Source organism: Bacteroides sp. Phil13, from assembly GCF_001940965.1.
In the GTDB taxonomy this organism is placed as follows: Bacteria; Bacteroidota; Bacteroidia; order Bacteroidales; family Bacteroidaceae; genus Bacteroides; species Bacteroides intestinalis.
On record NZ_MSHA01000032.1, the window covers coordinates 53,362 to 77,737 of the forward strand.

At 41.9% G+C, this 24,376-nt stretch carries 10 protein-coding genes; all 10 read left to right on the forward strand.

What is annotated here, in order from left to right; translation table 11 throughout:
* Positions 1–92: 92 nt before the first annotated feature.
* The 10 genes from BWI44_RS05030 (at position 93) to BWI44_RS05075 (ending at position 24,341) form a co-directional block, all read left to right on the forward strand.
* On the forward strand, positions 93–2,792 hold the full coding sequence (locus tag BWI44_RS05030) for a glycoside hydrolase family 2 protein (protein WP_286812059.1): 2,700 nt from the start codon (positions 93–95) through the stop codon (positions 2,790–2,792).
* Positions 2,789–5,386: a beta-mannosidase gene (locus BWI44_RS05035; RefSeq protein WP_286812060.1), complete on the forward strand. Its 2,598-nt coding sequence runs from the start codon at positions 2,789–2,791 to the stop codon at positions 5,384–5,386. Before BWI44_RS05030 ends, BWI44_RS05035 begins: the two co-directional genes overlap by 4 nt.
* Before the next feature lie 22 nt (positions 5,387–5,408).
* Complete coding sequence (locus tag BWI44_RS05040) at positions 5,409–6,599, forward strand: glycoside hydrolase family 88 protein (RefSeq protein WP_007661799.1); 1,191 nt, start codon at positions 5,409–5,411, stop codon at positions 6,597–6,599.
* Between the two features lie 12 nt (positions 6,600–6,611).
* On the forward strand, positions 6,612–8,075 hold the full coding sequence (locus BWI44_RS05045; protein ID WP_286812061.1) for a glycoside hydrolase family 28 protein: 1,464 nt from the start codon (positions 6,612–6,614) through the stop codon (positions 8,073–8,075).
* A 10-nt stretch (positions 8,076–8,085) separates the two neighbouring features.
* Complete coding sequence (locus tag BWI44_RS05050) at positions 8,086–12,849, forward strand: family 78 glycoside hydrolase catalytic domain (protein ID WP_286812062.1); 4,764 nt, start codon at positions 8,086–8,088, stop codon at positions 12,847–12,849.
* 577 nt (positions 12,850–13,426) lie between these two features.
* The gene (locus BWI44_RS05055) at positions 13,427–13,963 is read left to right on the forward strand and encodes a DUF4890 domain-containing protein (protein WP_138293133.1); all 537 of its coding nucleotides are present in this window, start codon (positions 13,427–13,429) and stop codon (positions 13,961–13,963) included.
* Positions 13,964–14,103: 140 nt separating this feature from the next.
* Positions 14,104–18,150: a hybrid sensor histidine kinase/response regulator transcription factor gene (locus tag BWI44_RS05060; protein ID WP_286812063.1), complete on the forward strand. Its 4,047-nt coding sequence runs from the start codon at positions 14,104–14,106 to the stop codon at positions 18,148–18,150.
* 442 nt (positions 18,151–18,592) lie between these two features.
* Complete coding sequence (locus tag BWI44_RS05065; RefSeq protein WP_286812064.1) at positions 18,593–21,751, forward strand: SusC/RagA family TonB-linked outer membrane protein; 3,159 nt, start codon at positions 18,593–18,595, stop codon at positions 21,749–21,751.
* Positions 21,752–21,771: 20 nt separating this feature from the next.
* Entirely contained in the window at positions 21,772–23,628 is a 1,857-nt protein-coding gene (locus BWI44_RS05070; protein WP_195209016.1) for a RagB/SusD family nutrient uptake outer membrane protein, read from the forward strand.
* Positions 23,629–23,657: 29 nt separating this feature from the next.
* A complete protein-coding gene (locus BWI44_RS05075) occupies positions 23,658–24,341 on the forward strand; it encodes a DUF3823 domain-containing protein (protein ID WP_195209017.1) in 684 nt (227 codons plus the stop codon).
* The last annotated feature ends 35 nt before the right edge of the window (positions 24,342–24,376 follow it).

The window sequence follows — 24,376 nt, forward strand, 5'->3', positions numbered from 1 at the left end:
CTTTTTCTATCTATATCTGGCAAGAATGCGCACGTCTCGTTTAGAACTCATTGGCTATATTTGCTTGCAGAAAAAAATAAATAAAGAATAAGATGAATAAACTATTGATTTTTTTGCTTTTGTTCCTGTCTCTCTCATATTCCGCACAGGGCAGTGATAAAAACTATGCAAAGACAACCGATAGAATCTGGTTGGATTCGAAAGAAGTGCATCAGGGAGAATATACTTGGAAGATGATGAAAGTGGGAGACGTGAAAGCATCGGCTGAGGAAATTTCATCACTTGGGTATAATACGAGCAACTGGTTGCCGGCCATTGTTCCGGGAACGGTGCTTAATTCTCTTGTGTATAATAAGAAGTATCCTGAACCCTATTACGGGCTGAATAATAAAATAGAATCCAATAAGATACCGGATATCTCAAAAGTGGGTCGTGAGTTTTATACTTATTGGTTCCGCACGGAATTTGAAGTCCCTGCTTCTTTCGTAGGAAAAAATATATGGTTGCAGCCTGATGGTATCAATTATCGGGCAGAAGTATGGGTAAATGGTAATTTGCTGAGTACAATCAATGGAATGTTTGTCAATGATTACATTAATATAACCGACTTTGTGAAAGTAGGTAATAAGAATGTTCTTGCCGTCAGGGTTTATCCGGTAGATGTGCCGGGAACTACTATGCCAAAGCCTTGGGGTGCTGTAGGTGAATTCCATAATGGAGGCAATGGAAACATTGGCTTAAATACTACCATGCTTATGAGCGTTGGATGGGATTTTACCTTTATGGATGGTATTCGTGACCGTAATACTGGTATCTGGAAAAGTATATCTATGTATACTACAGGGACATTGGCATTGCGTCATCCGTTTGTGAAGTCGGAACTACAAAAGCCGGGGTATGATGTAGCTCATGAAACTATATCCGTTGAAGTGGTTAATCCGCTTAATTCGATGGATACGATCAGCGGAGTGATCAGAGGAGAGATCACGGGAGAGAATATTGTAGTGGAAAAACCTTTCCGTATATTGCGGGGTGAGGAGAAAATGGTGACTTTCACTCCGGAAGAGTTTCCTCAACTTACTATCCGTAATCCACGCTTGTGGTGGCCGGTCAACAAAGGTCCTCAGAACTTGTATGAACTGAAATTGACAGTAAACGTAAAAGGTGCAGTTTGTGATTCTGTCAAGACACGATTTGGCATCCGTGAGATTACCTCTGATACAAATACTCCCGATAAATCGCGTGTATTTTACGTGAACGGTAAACGTATTTTTATTCGTGGCACAAACTGGATTCCTGAGGGAATGTTGCGTACTTCGGATGAACGCACCTATGCTGAGTTGAGGTATACTCGTCAGGCAGGTATCAACTTAGTTCGTTTCTGGGGTGGTGGCATAGCCGAGTCTGATTATTTTTATCAACTTTGTGATGAACTGGGATTATTGATCTGGCAGGAGTTCTGGATGACGGGCGATACACGCCATCCGCAGGATAAGAGTGTATATCTGAATAATGTGGCATCTACCGTGAAACGTATCCGTAATCATCCGGCTCTGGCCTATTATGTAGCTTCGAATGAGAGTTCCGAAGTTAGTGGTACACCTGAACTACTGAAACAACTTGATGGTACACGTGGCTATCAGATGCAATCGGAATGTGCAGGTGTGCATGATGGAAGTCCATATAAACAGGTGAATCCCATGCAGCATTATGAAAACACTGCTTCTGTGAGAGGTAGCCGTGTAGATGGTTTTAACCCCGAATATGGTGCTCCGACACTTCCTACGGTAGAAATTCTCCGGGAGATGATGGACGAGAAAGATTTATGGCCTATTAATAAAGAGGTTTGGGATTATCTGGATGGGAATGGATTCCATCTGATGTCTACCATGTATACTGACTTGGTTAATAATTACGGGCAATCTTCTTCTATTGATGAGTTTGCACAAAAAGGCCAGTTTGTGGGTGCCATGAACTCAAAAAGCATTTGGGAAGTATGGAACTATAATAAACTTGATTATGGTGACCGTTTCTGTTCCGGTTTACTATTCTGGTATCATAATTGTCCGGTGCGTCAGGTCTGTGCCCGCATGTGGGATTGGTCGTTGGAACCAACGGCTTCACTCTATCATACAGCTAATGCGTTGGAACCTTTGCATGCACAATTTGATTATCTAAAGAATACGGTGTCGGTGGTGAATGATTTCTATCAGGAATTTAAAGGGTATACAGTAGTGGCTCAGGTTTATGATATCAATAGTAAAAAGGTATTCGAAGAGTCTGAAAAAGTTGACCTTCCTTCGGATGGTGTGGCAAATGATGTATTGGCCATTCGCTTTCCTGGAGATATCTCACAGGTACATTTCATTAAGTTGAGATTGAAAGATGAGAAAGGCAAGGAAGTCTCGTCCAATTTCTACTGGCGTTCCAATGATAAGTATGAAGGTAAGGAAACGCTGACTGGTCCTACTTCTTCAGGCTTTGAAACATTGTCTCAGTTGAAAAAGGCCAGATTGAATACTTCTTATAAGACAAGAAAGAGCGAAGGCAAGTATTTCGTAGATGTTACAGTGAAGAATGTGTCTGGTTCTATCGCCTTTTTCAATCAGTTGCAGTTCCTTAATCAGGATTTGAAACCTATTCGCCCCTCTTTTTATACGGATAATTTCTTTTCTTTGATGCCGGGTGAGAGTAAATCCGTAGTTATCGAAACGAATGCTGAAAAGATAACTGAAGAGCCGGTGATAGTAGTGAAAGGATGGAATGTAGATCGTAAACAAATAAACAAATGAATACGAAAGTAAAGACAAGAACATGGGTAGCTTTGTTGAATCTGCTGTTTTTGTTTACAGCAGTCAATGCACAGCCTGTCCGTCAGTACTTGCATGAAGGATGGAACTTCCGGCAGGCGAGGGGTACTAACTGGTATGAAGCCACTGTTCCGGGAACAGTTCATACAGACCTGATGAATAACAAACTGATAGATGACCCTTTCTACAGGCTCAATGAGCGTGGTGTACAGTGGGTGGATAAAGAAGACTGGATTTACCGGACGACATTTGAGGTAACCCCTGAGTTACTTGCAAAGAAGAATATTGTGCTACATTTTGAGGGACTGGATACTTATGCTGATGTGACATTGAACGGAAAGAAGATTCTTTCTGCTGATAATATGTTTTGCGAATGGCAGGCGGATGTCCGTTCTCTCTTAAAGGAGCATGGCAATGAATTGCAGGTTTATTTGCATTCTCCTATTAAGATAGCCATGCCGAAATGGGAAGCTGTTCCTTTCCAGTATCGCAGTTCGAATGACCAGTCCGAGAATGGAGGATTGCTTAATCGCAAGGTCGGAGTGTTTGTTCGTAAAGCGGGTTATCATTTTGGTTGGGACTGGGGACCTCGTTTGGTTACTTCAGGTATCTGGCGTTCTGTTAGTCTGGAAGCATGGGATGAGGCTCGTATTAATGATGTCTTTTATAACCAGCAGTCGGTGACAGCCCAGAGGGCCGTAGTGGATGTCACGGTGGAAGTCTTGGCGGATAAGGAGACAGAAGCAAAGGTAGCTGTAATTAATTATACGGACAATCGTACCGAGTGCCGGAAATTGATTCGTTTGAATAAAGGCTTGAATAAAATTCCGGTATCTTTTACCATGAAAAAGCCCCGGTTATGGTGGACAAACGGTTTGGGCGAACCTTTCTTGTATAATTTTGCAACGACGCTGGAACTGGATGGTAAGCAAATAGATATTACGGAGGAAAAACTGGGTATCCGTTCATTGAAAGTGATAACGGCTCCTGACAAATATGGTGAAAGTTTTTATTTTGAACTAAATGGAAAACCTTTGTTTGCCAAAGGAGCGAATTACATTCCTTGTGATAACTTTCTGACACGTGTTACTGATTCCATTTATGAAAAAACAATTCGGGATGCAGTCAGTGCAAACATGAATATGCTACGCGTGTGGGGTGGCGGAGTTTATGAGAAAGATATTTTTTATGACTTGTGTGATAAATACGGCATTTTAATTTGGCAGGACTTTATGTTTGCGTGTAGCGTATTTCCTGCCGAGGGTGAATTGCTGGAAAATATCCGCAGGGAAGCCATTGATAATGTACGACGCTTGCGCAATCACAGTTGTATAGCTCTTTGGTGTGGGAATAATGAATGTCTCGATGCCTGGTTCAACTGGAACTGGAAAAATACCTATGACAAACAGAATCCTGCTTATTCGGATATTATATGGAAACAATTCAAAGATCAGTATTTTGTGACGTTGCCGGCTGTGGTAGAAGAGTTTCATCCGGGTGCTTGTTATCGTAAGTCATCTCCTTATTCTGATGATAAGGGAACGCGCAATCATACGGTGGGGGATATGCACTATTGGGAAGTCTGGCAAGGATTGAAACCTCTTTCTGAGTTCAATCATGAGCGGAGCCGTTTCTTCAGCGAGTATGGTTTTCAGTCATTCCCGGAATTTGAGTCAATCAAACGGTATGCACCTTTGCCTGAAGATTGGGAGCTGACTTCGGAAGTCATGATGTCGCATCAGCGAGGGGGAACAGCAGCTAATAAGCGTATCAATGATTTCCTTTTGTCGGAATACCGTCAACCGAAAGATTTCCGTTCGTTTACCTATATGAGCCAGCTTTTACAGGCTGATGCTATGAAAATGGCTATGGAGGCGCATCGGAGGGATATGCCCTATTGCATGGGGTCATTGGTATGGCAGCATAACGATTGCTGGCCGGTGGCATCCTGGTCAAGCCGCGACTATTACGGACGTTGGAAGGCGCAGCATTATTTTACGGTAAAGTCTTTCGCCGACTTACTGGTATCGCCAATAGAAAAGGAAAACATATTGCAGATTTATATGGTATCAGATAGGCTAAAGAGCACTTCTGGTAAATTAACGGTCTGTGTGTTCAGATTGGATGGTAGCGGAGTAGTGAAAGAATTCAAGAAACAGATAACTGTTCCGGCTAATACAAGTACAGTTGTGTGGAAGGAAGCTGTGGACGAGTTATTGAATGGAGAGAAAAAAGAAGACGTCGTTGTACACGTTTTTTATAAGGATAAGACAGGAACAGAGTATACTAATAATTATTTTTTGGCGAAGCAAAAGGATATGCATTATGCAGTAGCCCGGATTAATAAAGACTTTGTACCGACTGAAGGAGGTTATGAGGTAACTCTGTCTTGTGATGTGTTTGCAAGAGGCGTTTTCCTGTCGCTCCAAGAGGATATCGACAATTTCATATCCGACAATTATATGGATATTTTGCCTGGCAAACCGGTTACGCTTAAAGTGACTACTGAACTACCTTCGTTGCAGTTTGCCGAAAAATTGCAGGTTGCTTCTTTCTCGGATGCAGTGGAACAATAGAATATGAATTTAAAATATAACCATGAAAAAAAGTACATTATTGTTTGTTACGATTCTAATTAGTTTTTTTCCCTCCGGCGACTTATTCGCCAAGGGTAAGGTAAAAGTTGATAAGGCGTTAGAGCAGGCTGCTCGTCAGTATCTCTATATGAGGAGCGAACTGCAAGGAAGCAACCAGTTTCCTAAAACGTATGACAAACACATGCAACGCTTGAAAACCAGTAATTCGGAATGGTGGTGCAGTGGCTTTTATCCCGGAACTCTGTTCTATCTGTACGAGGATACAGGAAACAAGGAGTTATATGCTGAAGGAGTACGTATGTTGAAGTTGCTGGAACCGGAACAATACAACGTGAATACACATGACGTCGGTTTTATGATGTATTGCAGTTATGGCAATGCAAACCGCGTTGCTCCGAAACCTGAGTATAAAGATATTATGGTGAACAGCGCCCGTTCGTTGATTTCCCGTTTCAGTCCGGTGGTAGGCTGTATTAAATCCCATAATCGCAAGCCGGATGACTATGTCGTTATCATTGATAATATGATGAATCTGGAATTGCTTTTCTGGGCTACTCAAGCCACAGGAGACAGTACATTCTATGATATTGCTGTGAAACATGCCGATACAACTTTGAAGAATCATTTCCGGGCAGACAATAGTCTTTATCATGGACTGAATTATAACCCGGCAACCGGTGAAATAAAGCATTACCAAGGTGGACAGGGCTTTTCCGAAAAGTCAGCTTGGGCTCGTGGACAAGCTTGGGGATTATATGGCTATACAATGATGTACCGTTTTACGAAAGACCGGAAATACCTTGAGCAAGCCATAAAGATAGCAGAATTTACGTTGAATCATCCTAATATGCCGAAAGACCTGATTCCTTACTGGGACTATAATGCTCCTGATATACCGAATGCCTTGCGTGATGCCTCTGCTGCAGCTATTAACTGTTCCGGACTGCTGGAATTGTCTCAGTATGTATCCGGAGAACAGGCTGAGAAGTATTATAAGGCAGCCGAAAAAATGCTCCAGACATTATCCTCACCGGCGTATACGGCAGAGGAAGGAACTAACGGAGGATTCATCCTGAAACATTCGGTAGGCAATATTCCTTCCGGTACGGAAGTAGATGTGCCTTTAACCTATGCTGATTATTACTATGTAGAGGCGTTGTGCCGATACAAATCCTTAAATGATAAACCCTAAAACAATGATATCATGATGAATAAATGTAATATAGTCTTGCTTGTAGTATCTTTGCTATTTTCATCTTCTCTTATAGCTGGAACAATTGATGTGACTAAACGTGGAGCTAAAGGAGACGGTGTAACGGATAATACAATTATTATACAGAAGGCCGTAGATGAATGTTCGAAGAAAGGAGGAGGAACCGTCTTGATACCATCCGGATCTTATTTGATACGCCCTATTGAACTGAAATCAAATGTGAACCTTCATCTGGATTTTGGCACTTTATTGTTGGGAAGTACACGTTTGTCGGATTATGATCATGCTTTTCCATTCAAGGACGGTACAATGAATCAGTCTTCCGGGCTTTTGTTTGCACGTGGACAGAAGAACATCTCGATTACTGGATTAGGAACAATTGACGGACAAGGCGGAGATAAAGCTTTTCAATTTGGCAATGATGCGGATGGCGGACCGAAGCGCCCTAAGATAATCTATTTTGTAGAGTGCTGCGATATCGTTGTGACCGATGTCACCCTCCGTAATTCTGCCTATTGGGTACAGCATTATGAAAAATGTGAAGATGTAACTATCCGTGGTTTGAAAGTATTCAGTCATTGTAATTATAATAATGACGGGCTTGATATAGATGCTAAGAATGCGACTATATCCGATTGCTACATTGATGTGGAAGATGATGCTATTTGTTTCAAGAGTGACCATCCGGAATTTTGCGAGAACATAACGGTTACGAATTGTGTAACAGCGAGCAATTGCAATGCAATCAAATTCGGTACAGCTTCTCATGGAGGATACCGGAATATCGCGGTTTCCAATTGCGTTGTTCGTCGAGCAGCAGAAGATAATATTCGTCATTGGAGTAAACAGCTTGAGCATATTTCTGCCGATGTTACCGTTATTTCGGGTGTTGCCATAGAAATGGTTGATGGAGGTATTATTGATGGCATCACCGTTTCCAATATTTCTATGCGCGATGTCCAGACTCCTATATTCATCCGTTTGGGAGACAGAAATCGCACTTACCGGAAAGAAGGTGGTGTACTGAAGAATATAAATATCAGCAACATTGTAGCAACTGCCGAAAGCTTAATAGCTTGTTCTATAACCGGTGTGGAAACGAGCTGTGTAGAGAATGTTTCGATTAATAATGTGCAAATCAGCTATCCGGGAGGAGGGACTCTGGATATGATTAATAAGTCCGTTCCGGAGATGATAAAGAGCTACCCTGAGAATAGAATGTTTGGTAATACATTGCCGGCGGCAGGCTTTTATGTGCGCCATGCCAGGAATATGAGGTTCAATAATGTACGTTTTGATGCGACTAAACCAGATGCACGTCCGTTGTTCTTTTTGGATGATGTTGTCGGAGCAGAACTGAATCAGTGCAAGGGAGCAGCTCCTGCTGATGCGAAATTTATTCGTACAGTGCATAGCTCAGGGATAGTAGCTGATGGTAAGTATCTGGATAAATAGGAGTATGTTTATGAAACGCTTGAAACTAATATTCTGTTTGCTTTGTCTGTGTTGCTCCCTGACAGAGGCTAAAGAGGTGCAAGTAGATGCACAGAAGGAAGTGGACGAAATGACCGGACGACTGGTCGCTTCCTATTTGGAAGCGAAAGTAGATGAGGACGTCATAGCGGGTTATGCGACTGCATTACGTTCGGATGGAAGTTTCCCGGACCTGGATTATATAACTGTGCACGAAGGTTCTTTTTATCCGGCCGGCTCCCATTTGAAACGATTGAAATCAATGGCTATTGCATACCGTAAACCTGGAAATAAGTATTATAATTCAGGAAAACTGCTGAAACAGATTGTTGCTGGTATCGACTATTGGTATAAAGTACGTCCTAAATCCGGAAACTGGTGGTTCGGTGATATCGGTGCTCCCCAGGACTACATGGTTCCGTTAATTCTGCTGAAAGGCAAAATTAGTGAAAAGAAACTGTTGCATTACTCTTCTTATCTGAGGGATTTGACAGGGAACAAAGGGCATAAAGGCAAAAATCGTACATGGGTATCTGCCGTTACTATTCATAAGGGATGTATTGAAGATAATATTGAGCTGATACGAACCGGAATCAAGTCCATAGCCTCTACTATTAAAATTGTTCCGGAACAAGGTGACGAAGGTATTAAGGTGGATGGCAGTTTTCATCAGCATCGTCCGCAATTATATTCCGGCGGGTATGGTTTATCGTATGTAGATGATATTGCCTATTACTTGCAGTTGGTGAAAGGAACTGCTTTTGAGCCTTATTTTACACAAGAGAAAAAAGATATATTTATCAATCTTCTGATGGGGGGGCATCGGTTGTTGGGCTATCGGGAAACGTTCGATTTTGGTGCCATCGGCCGTAATATATCACGTCCCGAGGGACTGAGTAATATTTCCCCTGTCACGCTGGAATACATGGAGCAGAATGATCCTGGTCGTGCTGCTGATTATTCGGCCTGGAAGGAACATCTTTCCGGTGGTCCCTTTCCTGTTCTCGGTAATAAGTATTTTTGGAAATCGGACATGATGGTTCAGCATGGTGCCGGCTATTATCTTTCTGCCAAGGTGATTTCTACCCGGACCAATGGAACTGAAATGCTTAATAATGAGAACCTCAAAGGTTATAACCTGCCACTTGGTGCTACGAATATCCTTACTTCCGGGAAAGAATATGAAGGTATCTTCCCTGTATGGAATTGGAATAAAATACCGGGCACTACGGCTGTTCAACATCCGGATTCTGCTCGTCTTGAAGGATATCTGTTCGGAAGAAACCGGTTTGGAGGTGGGGTAAGTAACGGCAAGAATGGAGTCATTGCTTATGAGCATTGCTATAAGGGCGTAAAGGCAAAAAAGGCTTACTTTTTTATGGATGATGTACTTTTGTGTTTAGGGACAGATATTGCGTCAGATGCTCCCGAAGAAGTGGTTACAACTGTTAATCAGTGTCTCTTTAAACGCGAAATGGTAGTTGGCAAAGAGGGAGTAACTACATCTGTTTACAAAGAAAATGCATCTGCCAAAAATCCGGCTTGGGTATATCATGATAAAGTAGGTTATTTATTTCCTTCAGGGGGGGATGTAACTGTCAGTAGTCCGAAACAAACCGGGGCTTGGAAGGATATTAATATCAGTGGGAGTGGGAAAAAGATTTCTGCTGATATATTTAATCTCTGGATCAGTCATGGAACAAAGGCTAAGGAGGGGAAATATGCGTATATGGTCGTTCCTGACAGAACTTTAGAGGAGTTCCGGACATTTGCGGCTGCACAGAATTATAAGATTATTCAAAATAGTTCTGTGGTACAGGCTGTTAAGTTGAACCATCAATACGCCGTTGTTTTTTATCATCCGGGAACAATTGATTTGGGAGAGGGGCTTACATTGGCTGCTGATAAACAAGTGATTGTCTATCTTGAACAGAAGGGAATAGGGTACGATATCTGGGTTGCTGATCCGCTTTATAGTCAGAAGAAGGTTTGTCTCTCTCTTAATGGCAGAGAAGTGCAGATTGCTTTTCCGGAGGGTGAACTGACTGGTAGTACGGCTTTTACGAATATTGCCACTCTCCAACCTTTTGATTTGCAATGTGAATATCTTAGTAATCCTTTAGGCATTGATATACAGCAACCTCGTTTGAGTTGGAAAATGGGAGCCACTATTCCGGCACGAGGACGGAAGCAGACTGCTTATCAGATTCTTGTAGCAAGCTCCCGGGATTTGCTTGATGCAGACCGTGGGGACCTTTGGGATAGCGGCTGTGTTAATTCTGCTGAGTCGGTGAATATTGTTTATGGAGGAGTACCTTTGCCTGCAGGACAAAGATGTTTCTGGAAAGTCCGTTTCTCCGACGAACATAATCACTGGTCAGCGTGGAGCACTCCTGCAAACTGGCGTATGGGGCTATTTGCTGCTGATTGGGTAGCACAATGGATAGGCAGTGCAGAAATGGAATCTCAGAGTGTGGGAGGTAAGAAAGTTAATAATGTAATGGCAGATCCCTGGTTCCGTAAAACATTTAATATGTCGGATATTCCACAGGATGCTGTTATTTATGTAGCTTCCATCGGTTATCATGAACTGTATGTCAATGGTCGGAAAGTAGGGGACGCTGTCCTTTCACCTTCAGTCACGGATCATAAATCACGTGCCCGCTACATGACATATGATATTAAGAACTATCTGAAAAAAGGTACTAATGTTATTGCTTTGTGGCTGGGTACTTCCTGGGCTGTTTTTCCGGCTTATCAGCAGAAGGACAGGCCGGCTATTCCGATGGCACTGGCTCAAGCTGAGATCGTATTATTTTCCGGGAAGAAGTTACGAATTGTTTCGGATAATACCTGGAAGACCCATGCAAGTCCCAATACCTTGTTAGGTTACTGGGAAGCGCATCACTTTGAAGGAGAATGTTATGATGCTGCTTTGGAAAAAGATGGGTGGAATACTCCGGATTTTGATGATTCCGGTTGGGCTATGGCAAAGGTCTATTCTACCGACGTTGTAGTATCCTCAGACCGTACGGAACCTAATCGTTTGATTCAAGAGATAACTCCTCTCTCTATTCAGGAAATTACTCCTGGTGTTTATAGAGTTGATATGGGCGTCAATTATGCCGGTTGGTTTGAAATGCAGCTTAAAGGCCAGCCTGGCGATTCAATCGTATTCCAATTCTCCGAGAGGGAAAAGGATGTTTGCAGTTATGGCATACACAGTATTTATAAAGTGGGGCCTAAACGGAAAGGAACTTTCTGCAATCGTTTTAATTATATGACAGGTCGTTGGGTACAAATCAGTGGTTTGCGCTATAAGCCAACAACAGACCAGATACGTGGTTGGATGATTCGTCCCGATTATCGCAGAAGCGGTGGATTTGAATGCGATATTCCCTTACTGAATAATATCTATCGTACCACTTTATGGACTTTGGAAAACCTTAGTTTAGGCAATTATGTGGTAGATTGTCCGCATCGTGAACGCTGTGGCTATGGTGGAGATGCTTTGGCTACCACGCGTACGGCTTTGGGGAATTATCAATTGGGAGCTTTCTATAATAAATGGATGGAAGATTGGCGGGATGTTCAAGAGGCAGATGGTAATGTTCCTTATACAGCTCCTACTCGTATTGGTGGTGGAGGTCCGTCTTGGAGCGGATTCTGTATCACATTGCCGTGGGAGTTTTATCGGCAATATGGAGATATACGCATCCTTTCGGAAAGTTTTCCGACAATCCAGCGCTGGCTTGATTTTTTAGAAACGAAGTCTCAGCATAATATGTTGGTACGCTGGGGAGGCAAGTGGAGTTTCTTGGGAGACTGGCTTTGGCCGGATGCATGGTCGGAACGATCAGCCATGGAAAAACAAGGAAAAGCACTTGGAGATACACGTGAGACGCTTTTTTTCAATAATTGCCATTGGATTTATAGTTTGGAGACAGCAGCAAGGATAGCCGATATTTTAGGCCATAAAACTGTGGCGGCTACTTATAGGAAGCGAGCCTCAGAAATCCGTAAAGCAGTACATACGACTTTCTTTGATTCCCGGAATAATAGTTATGTGAATGGTTATCCTTCGTATTTGGCCATTGCATTAATGGTTGATCTGCCTCCTGAAAATCTGAGGACCAAAGTCTGGAAACGTCTTGAACAGGAAATTCTTGTAAATCGTAAAGGGCATTTCTGGGGAGGGATAACTGCCGGTTCATTCCTGTTGCATACTTTACTGGATAATCATCGTGATGATTTGATTTTTGAGATGGCTATGAAAGAAGATTTTCCAGGTTGGGGGAATATGTTGGAAAAAGGTAATGGTACATTCTTTGAAGACTGGGAATGCCGTGGCTCGGCTTTGCATAGTTCTTATTTATACATAGGAAGCTGGTTTATTGAGGCCTTGGGAGGTATTCGACGTACGGAATCGGGATATAAACAATTTATCATTGAACCTTGGATTACGGAGAAAGGGTCTCAGCAGGTTCGTTCACATTATAATTCGATGTATGGGAATATAGAGTCCAACTGGGCGGTGAATTCTGGTGTCCTGAATCTTGAAGTTACTGTGCCTGCTAATACTACGGCTATTTTGAAGCTGTCCGATATAGATTTGGAAACCCTAAAAGAAGGAGATTCTATATGGAAAGAAGCGAAAGGAGTTAGCTTGTACACGCAGAAGGGAAAGGCTATCTCGCTTGCGTTGCAGTCCGGAACCTATCGTTTTTCAGTTACCATGAACTCAGGGGTTCAATAAAAAGTTGGATCAAGTTACTCTCACTTTCGCAGTCACCCATATCAGGACGATGCATTTGTTTGTTTTATATCAGGGATTATTCTCTTGAGAGCCAGGGATATATTCCTTCTCCCTTAGGAGTAGTCGGGTGTTGACCTTGGTTAACAAGCCTATCAACCTTGGTTGACGAGCCGATTAACCTTGGTTGATAGGCTTGTTAGCCAAGGTTAATACTCGGTAGTGTTTACTGTGGGGATGCAAAACCAACTGGGCAAAAAGAAATAATCAACGGCTTAGTGCTGATTCTCTGCATGAGTAGAATGTCAATACCTGCTCTTTTTTGCATATCAAATGATACATGATATGAAAACTCCTCTCGGTTCAATTATGGCTTGTACAAGTCTTCTTCATAGTGGCAAGACGGATATATATATACCATTAAGGACAAATGGTTTATGATGATGTTGTGATGATAGTTCATTACATAGCGTTTCCTTATTTGGCTATTCCGTCGACAAAACTTCCCCTTTCGTAGATTTTATTTTCAGCTCTTCTTTCTCTCCCTTACATTTGCATCGTAATAAAAAAATGACGCAAAATGAAAAGTACCGGAAGATTATGGTTATTAGCTGTATGTCTGTTGTGTGGACTGGTCTGTACGCAAGCGCAGGAACAGGAAAAGAAGCAATTGCCTCGTGAAGTTCCCTCACCGAAAAAGGTCGCCCGTAAAATGACGGACCGGATGAAAGAAGAACTGCAATTGACAGACAAGCAATATGACAAGCTGTACAAGCTGAATCTGAAGGAACAACAAGAACATTTTGCAACCATGACTGAAAGAGGAAGCGGCCAGCGTCCTTCAATGGGAGGAGGTCCTGGAATGGGCGGCGGTCGCCCGCCAATGGATGGTGGAATGGGCCCCGGTATGGGAGGCGGTCGTCCGCCAATGGGAGCTCCAGGTGAACGTCCTGTAATGGAAAAGGACAATGTGGAGAAGATGCAGAAAGCTGTTGCCAAGAAGGAAAAGAAAATCAAGAAAATCCTGACGGCGGAACAATATGCAAAGTGGCAGGAAATGTGCCAACCACAAGAACCACCCCAACCACAGGATCATCCCCACAAGCCAAATTTGTAGAGACTCTCTCTAAATAGCGTTTTTTCATGTATTATTGACTGTGCCGTTCCACCCCCGTGAGGGGAGGGGACGGTTTTCTTTTTATGGGAATCTTTATCAGATATATTTTTTCTATATCTTTGCATCACTGATAATCTAATATGGAAAACATAACAATGAAATTGTCAACGATCAAAGTGATAAGACTTTTGCTGTTTATTGTCTTATTGCTTAACTCCCCGCTTCATGCACAAGATCACTATGCGTTTACTCCCATCGATTGCAGTGACGGACTTTCGGGCAACAGAGTACGCAATATCATTCAGTTGCGGGATGGGCGCATTGCAATCAATGCCAATGAGATCGTCAGCATCTACGATGGAACTTCTTTTCAGTATTTCCATTATAATAAAAGTAACATAATCCCTCTTAATGACTATGTCGGGCACCATCGCATTTATGTGAATGAGGATTATATTTATATCAAAGACTGGTATAAACTGATGGTCATCAACATTAATGAAGAACGCTTTGAACAGCATTTGGACAGTCTGTTTAAGTCTTATGGTGTAAAGGGGGCGTTGGTGAACTTCTTTGTGGATGAGGCAGGTAATTATTGGATGCTGACGGATGATGATGTACTGCTGTACAGGGATTATGCCAGTGGGAAGACTGTTGAGTTTTTGAAGAATGTTTCAATGAACGGAGATGAACGTGACAGGCTTTTGGATATAGCGGTAGTAAATCAACAAGTCTTTTTGTTCTACAATTCAAGTCTCATGGTCTGTTATGATCTGGAAACATCCAGAGAATTGTATCGGGAATATGCACTGGATGAAAAGCAGGACAGGTCTGCTACTCTGTTGGTTGTCCCCCGGGGAAAGTACTTGTACTATTTGATGAATGGACGAAAGACTGAAGCTTTACGTTTTGATATTGAACTGCGTAAGTGGGAAGTAATATTAGAAACTGAATATAGGCTGAATGTGCTTTCTGTAGGCAAAGAGCACGATATATGGATAACTAGTCAGGCTGGCCTGTGGGTGTGTGACGAAAAACTGCAAAACAAACAATTTATCCCTACGCTGGAATTTGTAGATGGTAAAGAGATAAAAACGGAAGTCAGTACAGTCTTTAATGATAACCAGGGAGGAACTTGGATCGGGACTTTGGACAGAGGAATATGCTATTACCATCCTAATCGTTTCAAATTTAAAAATGTAGGTAAAGTGTTTTTCCCTAATATTGATCAGAATGGGGAAGTTAGTGTGTCGTGTTTTGTAGAAGATGCTCATGGTGGAATCCTGGTAGGTACCCGCCAGGGACTTTTACGGTACTCTTTATCTGAGAGCAAATTATCTTTTGAGGCAGGATTGCCCCGCAATTTACGGTGTAACGGGTTAACTAAAGATAGCCGGCAGCGGATATGGCTTTCATCGGTTGAGGCACTGTTCTGTATTCAGAATGGAAAGAGCAGAAGTTATCCTGTACGTGATGTAGCAAAGGTATTTGAAGCACCGGATAAGAACCTGTACATCTGTTCATATATAGATGGCCTGTGTCTTTTGAATCCTGATACTGGAGAACTTAAGAAGATAGAGGAAAGTGAAGGGCGACAAATCAACTCCGTTTCGCAGATCAGGAATTATAAAGAGGGCATGCTGATAGGAATCTGCAATTTAGGATTGTTTACCTATGATTATAAAAAGCAGGTTCTGACGGCACCGGTGTTTAAAGATAAAAAGGCCTGGCAAGATTTCTACGATCTTCATCATTATTCCGATCTGTATGTAGATAGCCGTAATTTGATTTGGCTTGCCACACAGGATGGCCTGATAGTCTGGAATCCGAAGAATGAAGAGATCAGGATGTTTTATATGGAAAACGGTTTGGTAAACAATAGTATACAGGCAATATCCGAAGATCGTCACCACGTGATGTGGATTACTACTTCTTATGGAATATCTTGTGTGAATGTAGTTCAGGAAGGAGGAAGAACAGAATACTCTTTTTCCAACTTTAATCATAGTGATGGAGTGATAGAACGGGAATTCTTGGAAAGATCCGTATATGTAACGAAGGATGATGTAATTCTGATGGGAGGAATTGATGGTTTCAACGAATTCCGAATTAATAAACTGCCTCCGGTGAAACAAGATATGAAACCTCTCTTCGTGAACTTTCATCTTTTCGGGAAAAAGGTGGAGATGGATAAGGCTTATGATGGCAATGTACTATTGAGCGAGCCTGTAAGCGCAACTCAAAAGATTATCTTGAATTATGACCAGAACTTTGTATCATTTGATTTCTCTGCACTGAACTATATCAATAGATCACAGACTCACTATCGCTACCGGCTGACGGGGTTGGATAAGGAGTGGCACGAAATAGTTTCTCCTACAGGGACAGGAACTGCCTCTTATGCCAATCTTCCTTCGGGTACGTATGATCTGGAAGTATATGCGGCAAACAACAGTAAGCAGTGGGGAAGTAACTGTGCAACTATACAAATCATTGTAAAGGACCCGTATTGGAAAACTCCTTTGGCTTATTTCATTTATTGCCTGTTGATTGCCCTTTCCATATATTGGGCTCTTTACAGTTATTTGCGAATGAATAAGAGGAAGTTGCAAAAAGCTCAGGAAGAAGAACTGAATCAAATGAAATTTCGCTTCTTTACCAATATAAGCCATGAATTCCGCACACCGCTGACTCTGATCATAACCCCATTGGAATCTCTTATTAAGGAAGTCGGCGACATAGCCCTGAAAAAGAGATTACAATCCATTTACCGTAATTCCAAAGAACTGTTGGACCTCGTCAATCAATTGTTGGACTTCAGGCGTTTGGAGGTTCATGGAGAGAAGCTGTTTCTTGTTAAGGGGAATATAGCGGAGTTTGTGTCTTCGATAAAATCCTCTTTTGATTATCTGGCTCAGGAAAAGGAGATTTCTTTTGAGATAGATGATAAGATTGCAGAAGATTTATATATAAGTTTCGACCGTGAGAAGATACAAAAGGTACTGAATAATCTATTGTCTAATGCATTCAAGTTCACACCTGCAGGAGGTATGGTGACGATAACTCTCGATACTTGTAAGGAACCGGACGGGGTACAGTACTTCCGTCTTTCCGTGAAAGATACCGGAGCAGGGATTCCTCGAAAGAACCTTTCCCATATTTTTGAGCGTTTCTATCAAGTGAAAGAGGAAGAAGATAAAATAGGTAGTGGAATCGGTCTTCATCTGGTGAAAGAGTATGTAGAGTTGCATTCCGGAAAGATAGAAGTGGAGAGTGAAGTAAATAAAGGCAGTTTGTTTACTGTATATCTACCTGTGCGTACTGATATAGAAGTGGATACGGAGTTACCGAAAGAGGAAAATACTTTCATCGGGGATGAATTGAATCCTGATGTGGAAAGTGATCAGGACCTGCAAACGGATAAAGAGTACACTATACTTCTGGTTGAAGATAATAAAGAATTCCGGCATTACATGTTTGAACTGCTTTCCAAGAAATACAATGTATTGGAAGCCGGTGATGGGGAAGAAGGAGAACGGATTGCTACTACAAAGTTTCCCGATTTGATAATCAGTGATATCATGATGCCGAAGGTGGATGGTCTGGAGTTATGTAAACGCATCAAGTCCAATATACAGGTGTCGCATATCCCTGTCATATTACTGACTGCCCGTTCTACGGACGAAAGTAAATTGTTCGGGTACGAATCCGGTGCGGATGAATATATATCCAAACCGTTTAATCTGGATATTCTGTTATTGAGAATACAGAAACTGATAAACGAAGAGAAAGCCCGTCAGAGATCTTTTTCACAGGGAATAAATATTAATCCGGGAGAGGTTACCATCACTTCTATTGATGAACAGTTTATAGAGAAGGTTTGCGCATTGATTCAAAAGAATATAGATAATCCCGAATATTCAGTAGAGAAGCTGAGTGCTGATGTTGGGATGGAGCGTACGGTACTATATCGTAAATTGAATGCTATTGCCGGCCAGACTCCTTCTGATTTTATCCGTTCCATTCGTTTGAAGCATGCTGCTCAATTGCTGAATAAAGGATATCAGGTAGGTGAAGTGGCCGATATGGTTGGTTTCAATACTCCTAAATATTTCACAAAGTACTTCAAACAGGCGTTTGGTGTAACGCCTTCGCAGTATAAGACTAATATAACTGGGGAGAGTTGATTCATAACTTTCGGGTTATGAGCAAAATGTGATAAGGTGATAGGGTGATAAAGTGATAGCGAGATAACGCTCTGTGATATATAGTGCAGCCACTTTATCACCCTATCACCTTACCGCCTTATCACTCTTTTATTCCTTTCTTTTCCGATTAGTGTAATTAGTCGTATCTTATTGAATGTCGGTTTTTGCCAGTTAACTGGCAAGATTCAGGTAAACCCCTTGCCTACTGTGTATTTTTCCTTTGAAAACAACGAAATGTACCCTAAAAAGCAACAAGCTGACCCCTACTCAGAGTCGTCTTCCCGGTACTTTTGCAATTGAAATAACCGAGTATTAACCCATAAATCAATTGCCATGGAAAATGCACCTTAAAAGTCGTATCATGTTTTTTACCTTTATTTCTAACTTTAATTAATTAACCGTTTTATGAATTATTTAATGCATGAAAAATCATAATCTGTTTTTAACACCAGATTACCGGTATCGTTTACCGGAATCTAATTTTAAGAAACTAATACTTTCACTGATTATCCTTCTGAGTTTTGTCCATGTGGCAGCACAGAATAATATAAATATCAGTGGGACTGTTGTGGATGATCAGGGGGAAGCTGTGATAGGAGCCAGTGTAGTTGCTCAGAAAAGTAAGAATGGTACAATAACCGATGTGGAAGGTAATTTTAAACTGTCGGTTCGTTCTAATGATGTCCTGACTATCTCTTTTATAGGATATATCACCCAAACAGTTCCGGTGTCCGGCAAAAACAATATTGTTGTGACACTGAAAGAAAATAGTATGTTGCTGGATGAAGTAGTAGTCACTGGTTTTGGACTTGCCCAGAAGAAGGCTTCTGTTACGGGTGCAATTTCTTCTGTGGGTGCACAGGAATTGGCGCATGCAAAGTCGGTAACGGCTACAGGTGCACTGGTAGGTAAGCTCCCCGGTGTAAATTTCCGTCAGGATAACGGACGTCCGGGTGCCGCTCCCAATATCCAGATCAGAAACATGGGAACGCCCTTAATCATTATTGACGGTGTGCAGAAAGATTCCGGTAACCTGAATAACCTGGATTTTAATGATATCGAATCTGTTTCTGTATTGAAAGATGCTTCGGCGGCTATTTATGGTATGCAGGCTGCTAATGGTGTAGTGGTAATAACTACCAAAAGAGGACAGAAAAACCAAAAGTTGAAGGTCAATGTGAATGGGTATTATGGATGGCAGTTACCTTCCAACTATCCGAAACCCGCTTCGGCAGAAGATTATCTGGCGGCTATCATACAGACCGAAACTATAAATGGAACTCCGAGAACCGTTACGAAAGAAGAATACCAAAAATGGGTAGATAGGGTTGATGAAGATCATACTTCTTTCGACTGGTATAAGTACATTTGGGTGAGTGCGCCACAATCTTATGTGAATGCAAATGTATCCGGTGGCACGGAGAAAGTCAGATATTACCTGAGTTTGGGACATATTGATCAGGAAGGAAATATCAGAGGCTTTAACGGTTTCAACAGAACCAATATGCAGTCTAATATTGACGTTGATATTACGAACAGGTTCAAAATCGGTGTAGCAATTAACGGACGCATAGAGACTACCGATAATCCGGGATTGCCGGGTGACGACTATAATCTGCCTATCTATGGGGCTTATAACAACCTGCCGACTAAAAAGCCTTATGCCAATAATAATCCTAAGTATCCGGCTATTTCGGCACCTTGGGCTCAAGACAGTTTCGGCTGGATGAATTACGAACATGCGGGGAGATATAAAGACCAGTGGAAGGTCATTCAGATTAACGGTACTGCCGAATATGAAATACTGAAAGGCCTGAAAGCAAGAGGACTGTTCAGCTATTGGTTGGCAAACAGAAGGCAGTCGAACCGGGAATACTCCTATAAATTCTATGAGTATGACAAGGAGAATGATGTCTACAATGTTGTGGAAACAGGTACGGCACGTTATACGGAAAGAAGTATGGAGATGAAAGAAGAACTGACTTCCAATATTCAACTGTCGTATGAAAATACGTTTGCACTTCATCATGTGAATGCGGTTGTGGGCTTTGAGGCAAAGAAAGGCACTTATCCAAGAATGTATGCATTGGGAAATCCTCCGGCAAACGGAATTCCTTATATTGATAAAACCAGTCTGTCTACTTTTACCGATGGTATTGGTAACCCGCAGACACGTATGGGATATATAGGTCGCCTGAACTACGACTACGCAAATAAGTACATCATCGAATTATCCGGTAGATATGATGGCTCTTACCGGTATAAACGGGGGAAACGTTGGGGATTCTTCCCATCGGCTTCTATCGGTTACCGGGTTACGGAAGAGAAGTTCTGGCAGGATGTCGATTTCCTGAAAGACAATATCACCAATCTGAAAATCCGTGCTTCTTATGGTGTGTTAGGTGAAGAATTGGGTACGGCTTTAAGCCATATTGTTGGCTATAATTATAATGACGGTGGTGCTGTGATTGACGGTGGGCTGGTTACCGGTAGTACTGTTACAGGATTAGCGACCGATAATATCACATGGGGTAAATCGAAGATACTGAATATCGGTATTGATCTGGGCTTCTTGGATAATCGCCTGAATGCTTCTTTTGACTATTTCAACAGAGATCAGACTGGATTGCTGGCAAGCCGTTATGATGTGCAGATCCCGGAAGAAGTGGGATTCTCACTGCCTCAGGAAAACCTGAACTCTAATTATGCCAGGGGATTCGATGCCTCTGTGAATTGGAGAGACCGAATTGGAGATGTGAATTATACAGTAGGAGGTAACGTTACTTATTCACGTTGGTATGTGGGAGACCGGTACAAGCCCAGATTCTCCAGTGAATGGCAGAAGTTCCGTTATCAGGCAGGAAATATAAAAGGACGTTATACGGATGTGGAGTTCTCGCTCGTTTCGGATGGACAATTCCAGAGTTGGGAAGAAATAGCAAATCACCCTATTGATCAGGACCATCAAGGTAATATAACTTTGAAGCCCGGTGATGCAAAATATAAAGATATGAATGGAGATGGCTTAATTAATGATGCTGACTGGCGTGCAATTGGTTATCGTAAAGGAGGTACTCCGTGGGTTAATTTTGCATTTAATTTGGCCTTAGATTGGAAGGGGATTGACTTCCGTGCAGATTTCGTAGGTGCAACTGCCTATACTTATGTTCAACAAGGTTTTTTGAGATACTTTGATTCTAATAAAAATCTATCTCAATATCTTTGGGATAATTCAACTAGGCTTGTGGATATCTGGGATGCTGACAGTGGTTTTAATATTGGTAAATATCCGTTGGCTTTACGTACCCGGAATAGCAGTGATTGTACACATTGGCCCAGTGATTTCTGGTATACCAATATGACTTATCTGAAGATGAGAAATGTTGAAGTCGGTTATACCTTGCCTCAGAAATGGACGTCAAAGGTAGGGATATCTCGGTGTCGTTTTTATGTTTCAGGACAGAATCTGTTCTCATTGAAGAATATTGATATTGATATTGATCCTGAAATTACTGCGGAGAACGGTATGGCTTATCCGAATATGAAAGTAGTGAACTTTGGTTTTTCCGTTGATTTTTAATTACCTTTATACGTATCAAGATGACTAAAATAAAATTGATAATCATATCCGCCCTTTTCTTAATGGGGGCTGCCGGTTGTTCGGAATCCTTTTTGGATCAGGAACCTGAAAATGTGATACCTGAGAGCATGATTTATGAAGATAAGGAACTTGTATTATCCGTACTTTCAAATTTGTATGGCAGAGTAAACTGGGGACAGAATAATGGGGATTATGGAAGTTACGACCAGTTGGACGAAGCTAATAAATGTTATGGAAGTCCGTGGGTGATATTTACGGAGTATGACCGGAACTCATGGAGAGTCCGTGATTATGACTTTGTACGCCGGGTAAACTTGTTTTTGCAGGGCGTCAGAGGCAGTAGTGCACTTCAGGATAGTGAGAAAAAGGCTTTTGAGGGAGAGGCTCGTTTTCTGCGTGCCTGGCATTATTTCCACATGGCCCGTACTTTGGGTGGTATGCCGCTTGTTGGAGACCAAGTGTTTAATTATGAATCGGGAATAGATGTGGAAACCTACCAGATGCCACGTTCCACAGAGGCGGGAATCTATGATTATATAATCAGCGAATGTGATGAAATTGCCCGCCAGCTAACCGAACAAATGACTATAAATTCTGCTCGGGCCAATAAATGGGCGGCTTTAATGTTGAAGGCACGTGCTGCCGTGTATGCAGGTTCCATTGCAAATTATGGTAATAAGATTACTCCGACTCTGAAGACTGATAATGGAGAAGTCGGTATTCCGGCTGATTTAGCAACCAAATACTATGAGACTGCATTGGCTGCTGCTGAGGAAGTTATAGAAAACAGCCCTTATGAATTGCAGATTTCCGATCCTCAGGATTTAGGATTGAGCTTTTATAAGGCTGTATGCCAGAAATCGAATAATAAAGAAGTTATTTGGGCTTTGGACAGATCTGTGACGGATAAGGTAACGACTAACTTCACAGCTTGGTGTATGCCTTTCTCTTTGAAGGATGGAATACAGGGAAATGCTCTGGGAGCACTTCTTAATTTAGTGGAATCTTTTGAAAACAAGGATGGAAGCAACTCCAAGATAAAGACGCATGATGCTAATGGCAACTTTGTGTTTTATGATGATCCCGAAAAGCCTTTCAAAGTGAAAGATGCCCGATTGTGGGGGACTGTGATATGGCCTAATGCACTTTATAGAAGTGAGCCGGTGGTTCTACAAGCTGGTTTGCTGATTAAGGATACAGAAAATCCGAGCCAATGGAAAACAAAGATCAGTTCTTTAGGTGCAACCACTGAAGATGGGCAGCTAATTACTGCACTGGACGGACCATTAGCAACGGCAGGCGACAGATTTAATAAGACCGGCTTTTTGGTACGTAAATTCCTGGATGAAGCCGCCAATGCAGGATCGGATACGCAGAATAGTGAGATGTGGTATCCCCGTTTCCGTTTCGCAGAGGCTTTGCTGATTGCAGCGGAAGCAGCTTATGAATTAGGGGGAGTGAACAAGGTGAAAGCCGTCGAATATATAAACAGAGTTCGTGCTCGTGGTGGAATTAAAGAATTGACGGAATCCACGATTACTTTTGAGCACATTGTGAATGAGTATAGGGTTGAGTTTGCCTTTGAAGATCATCGTTGGTGGGACTTGAAACGTTGGAGACTTGCCCATACTGTATGGAATGGAGTCATTGACAGTCCGACTGCACAGATGTATTCCCTTTTCCCCTATAAGGTGTATGCACCCGGTTCGCCATATGATGGTAAGTGGGCTTTCGAGAAAAGCAGATCTTACATGGCGCCGAATGCAAGAAACTTCACCATGCGATGTTATTACGGTTCGATTGATGATGGCTGGATTAACAAGAATCCGAAGTTGGTTAAGAACCCATTACAGTAATATAGTAACTAACGATTAGATTAAATAAAATGAAAAATATCAATAGCCTTATATTAATTCTTGGCTTGTTTCTGGTAACCGGTTGCGAGCTGGATAATTTCGATGAGCCTAAAAGTGAGTTTAAGGGCAGGTTTGTCTATGAGGGTGAAGCACTGCAATTAAGAGGGACTGCCTATGACAATGATTGTATGATGTATGCTTATCAGGAAGGACCTGAGTATGAAGATCGGGGTGCTATCAATTTGTTTGTTAACTCTGATGGCGAATTTAATTCTTTGATGTATGACGGCTTCTATAAGATTGTGTTGAGGCAGGACAGAGGCCCATGGATTCCGCGGAAGGATACGATTGAAGTAAACATTAAAGGTAATCAGATATTGGATGTTGAGGTTACTCCTTATTTTCTTATCAAGGATACTGAAATTGATTTCCAGAATAAGGTGGTAAAGGTGAAATGCAAGATAAATCAGGTGGTTGAGACTGCTTCTATTGACAGGGTCGTGATCTATATATCCAAAACGAAACTGGTGGATAATGTTGCGAAGATAGCGGAGAAATCATTCACCAATCTGACTCCGGGTGAGCATGAGTTTACTTTCGACCTGAATGATAATGGGGTTACTGATGCTGCCAAGTTTTTATATGCAAGAATCGGGGTTAAGGCACGGGAAGGAAATGATTATATATTTTCCGAGGTCACTCAACTGAGATAGATTATTTTCATTAGGTAATTCATAATATAAACAAG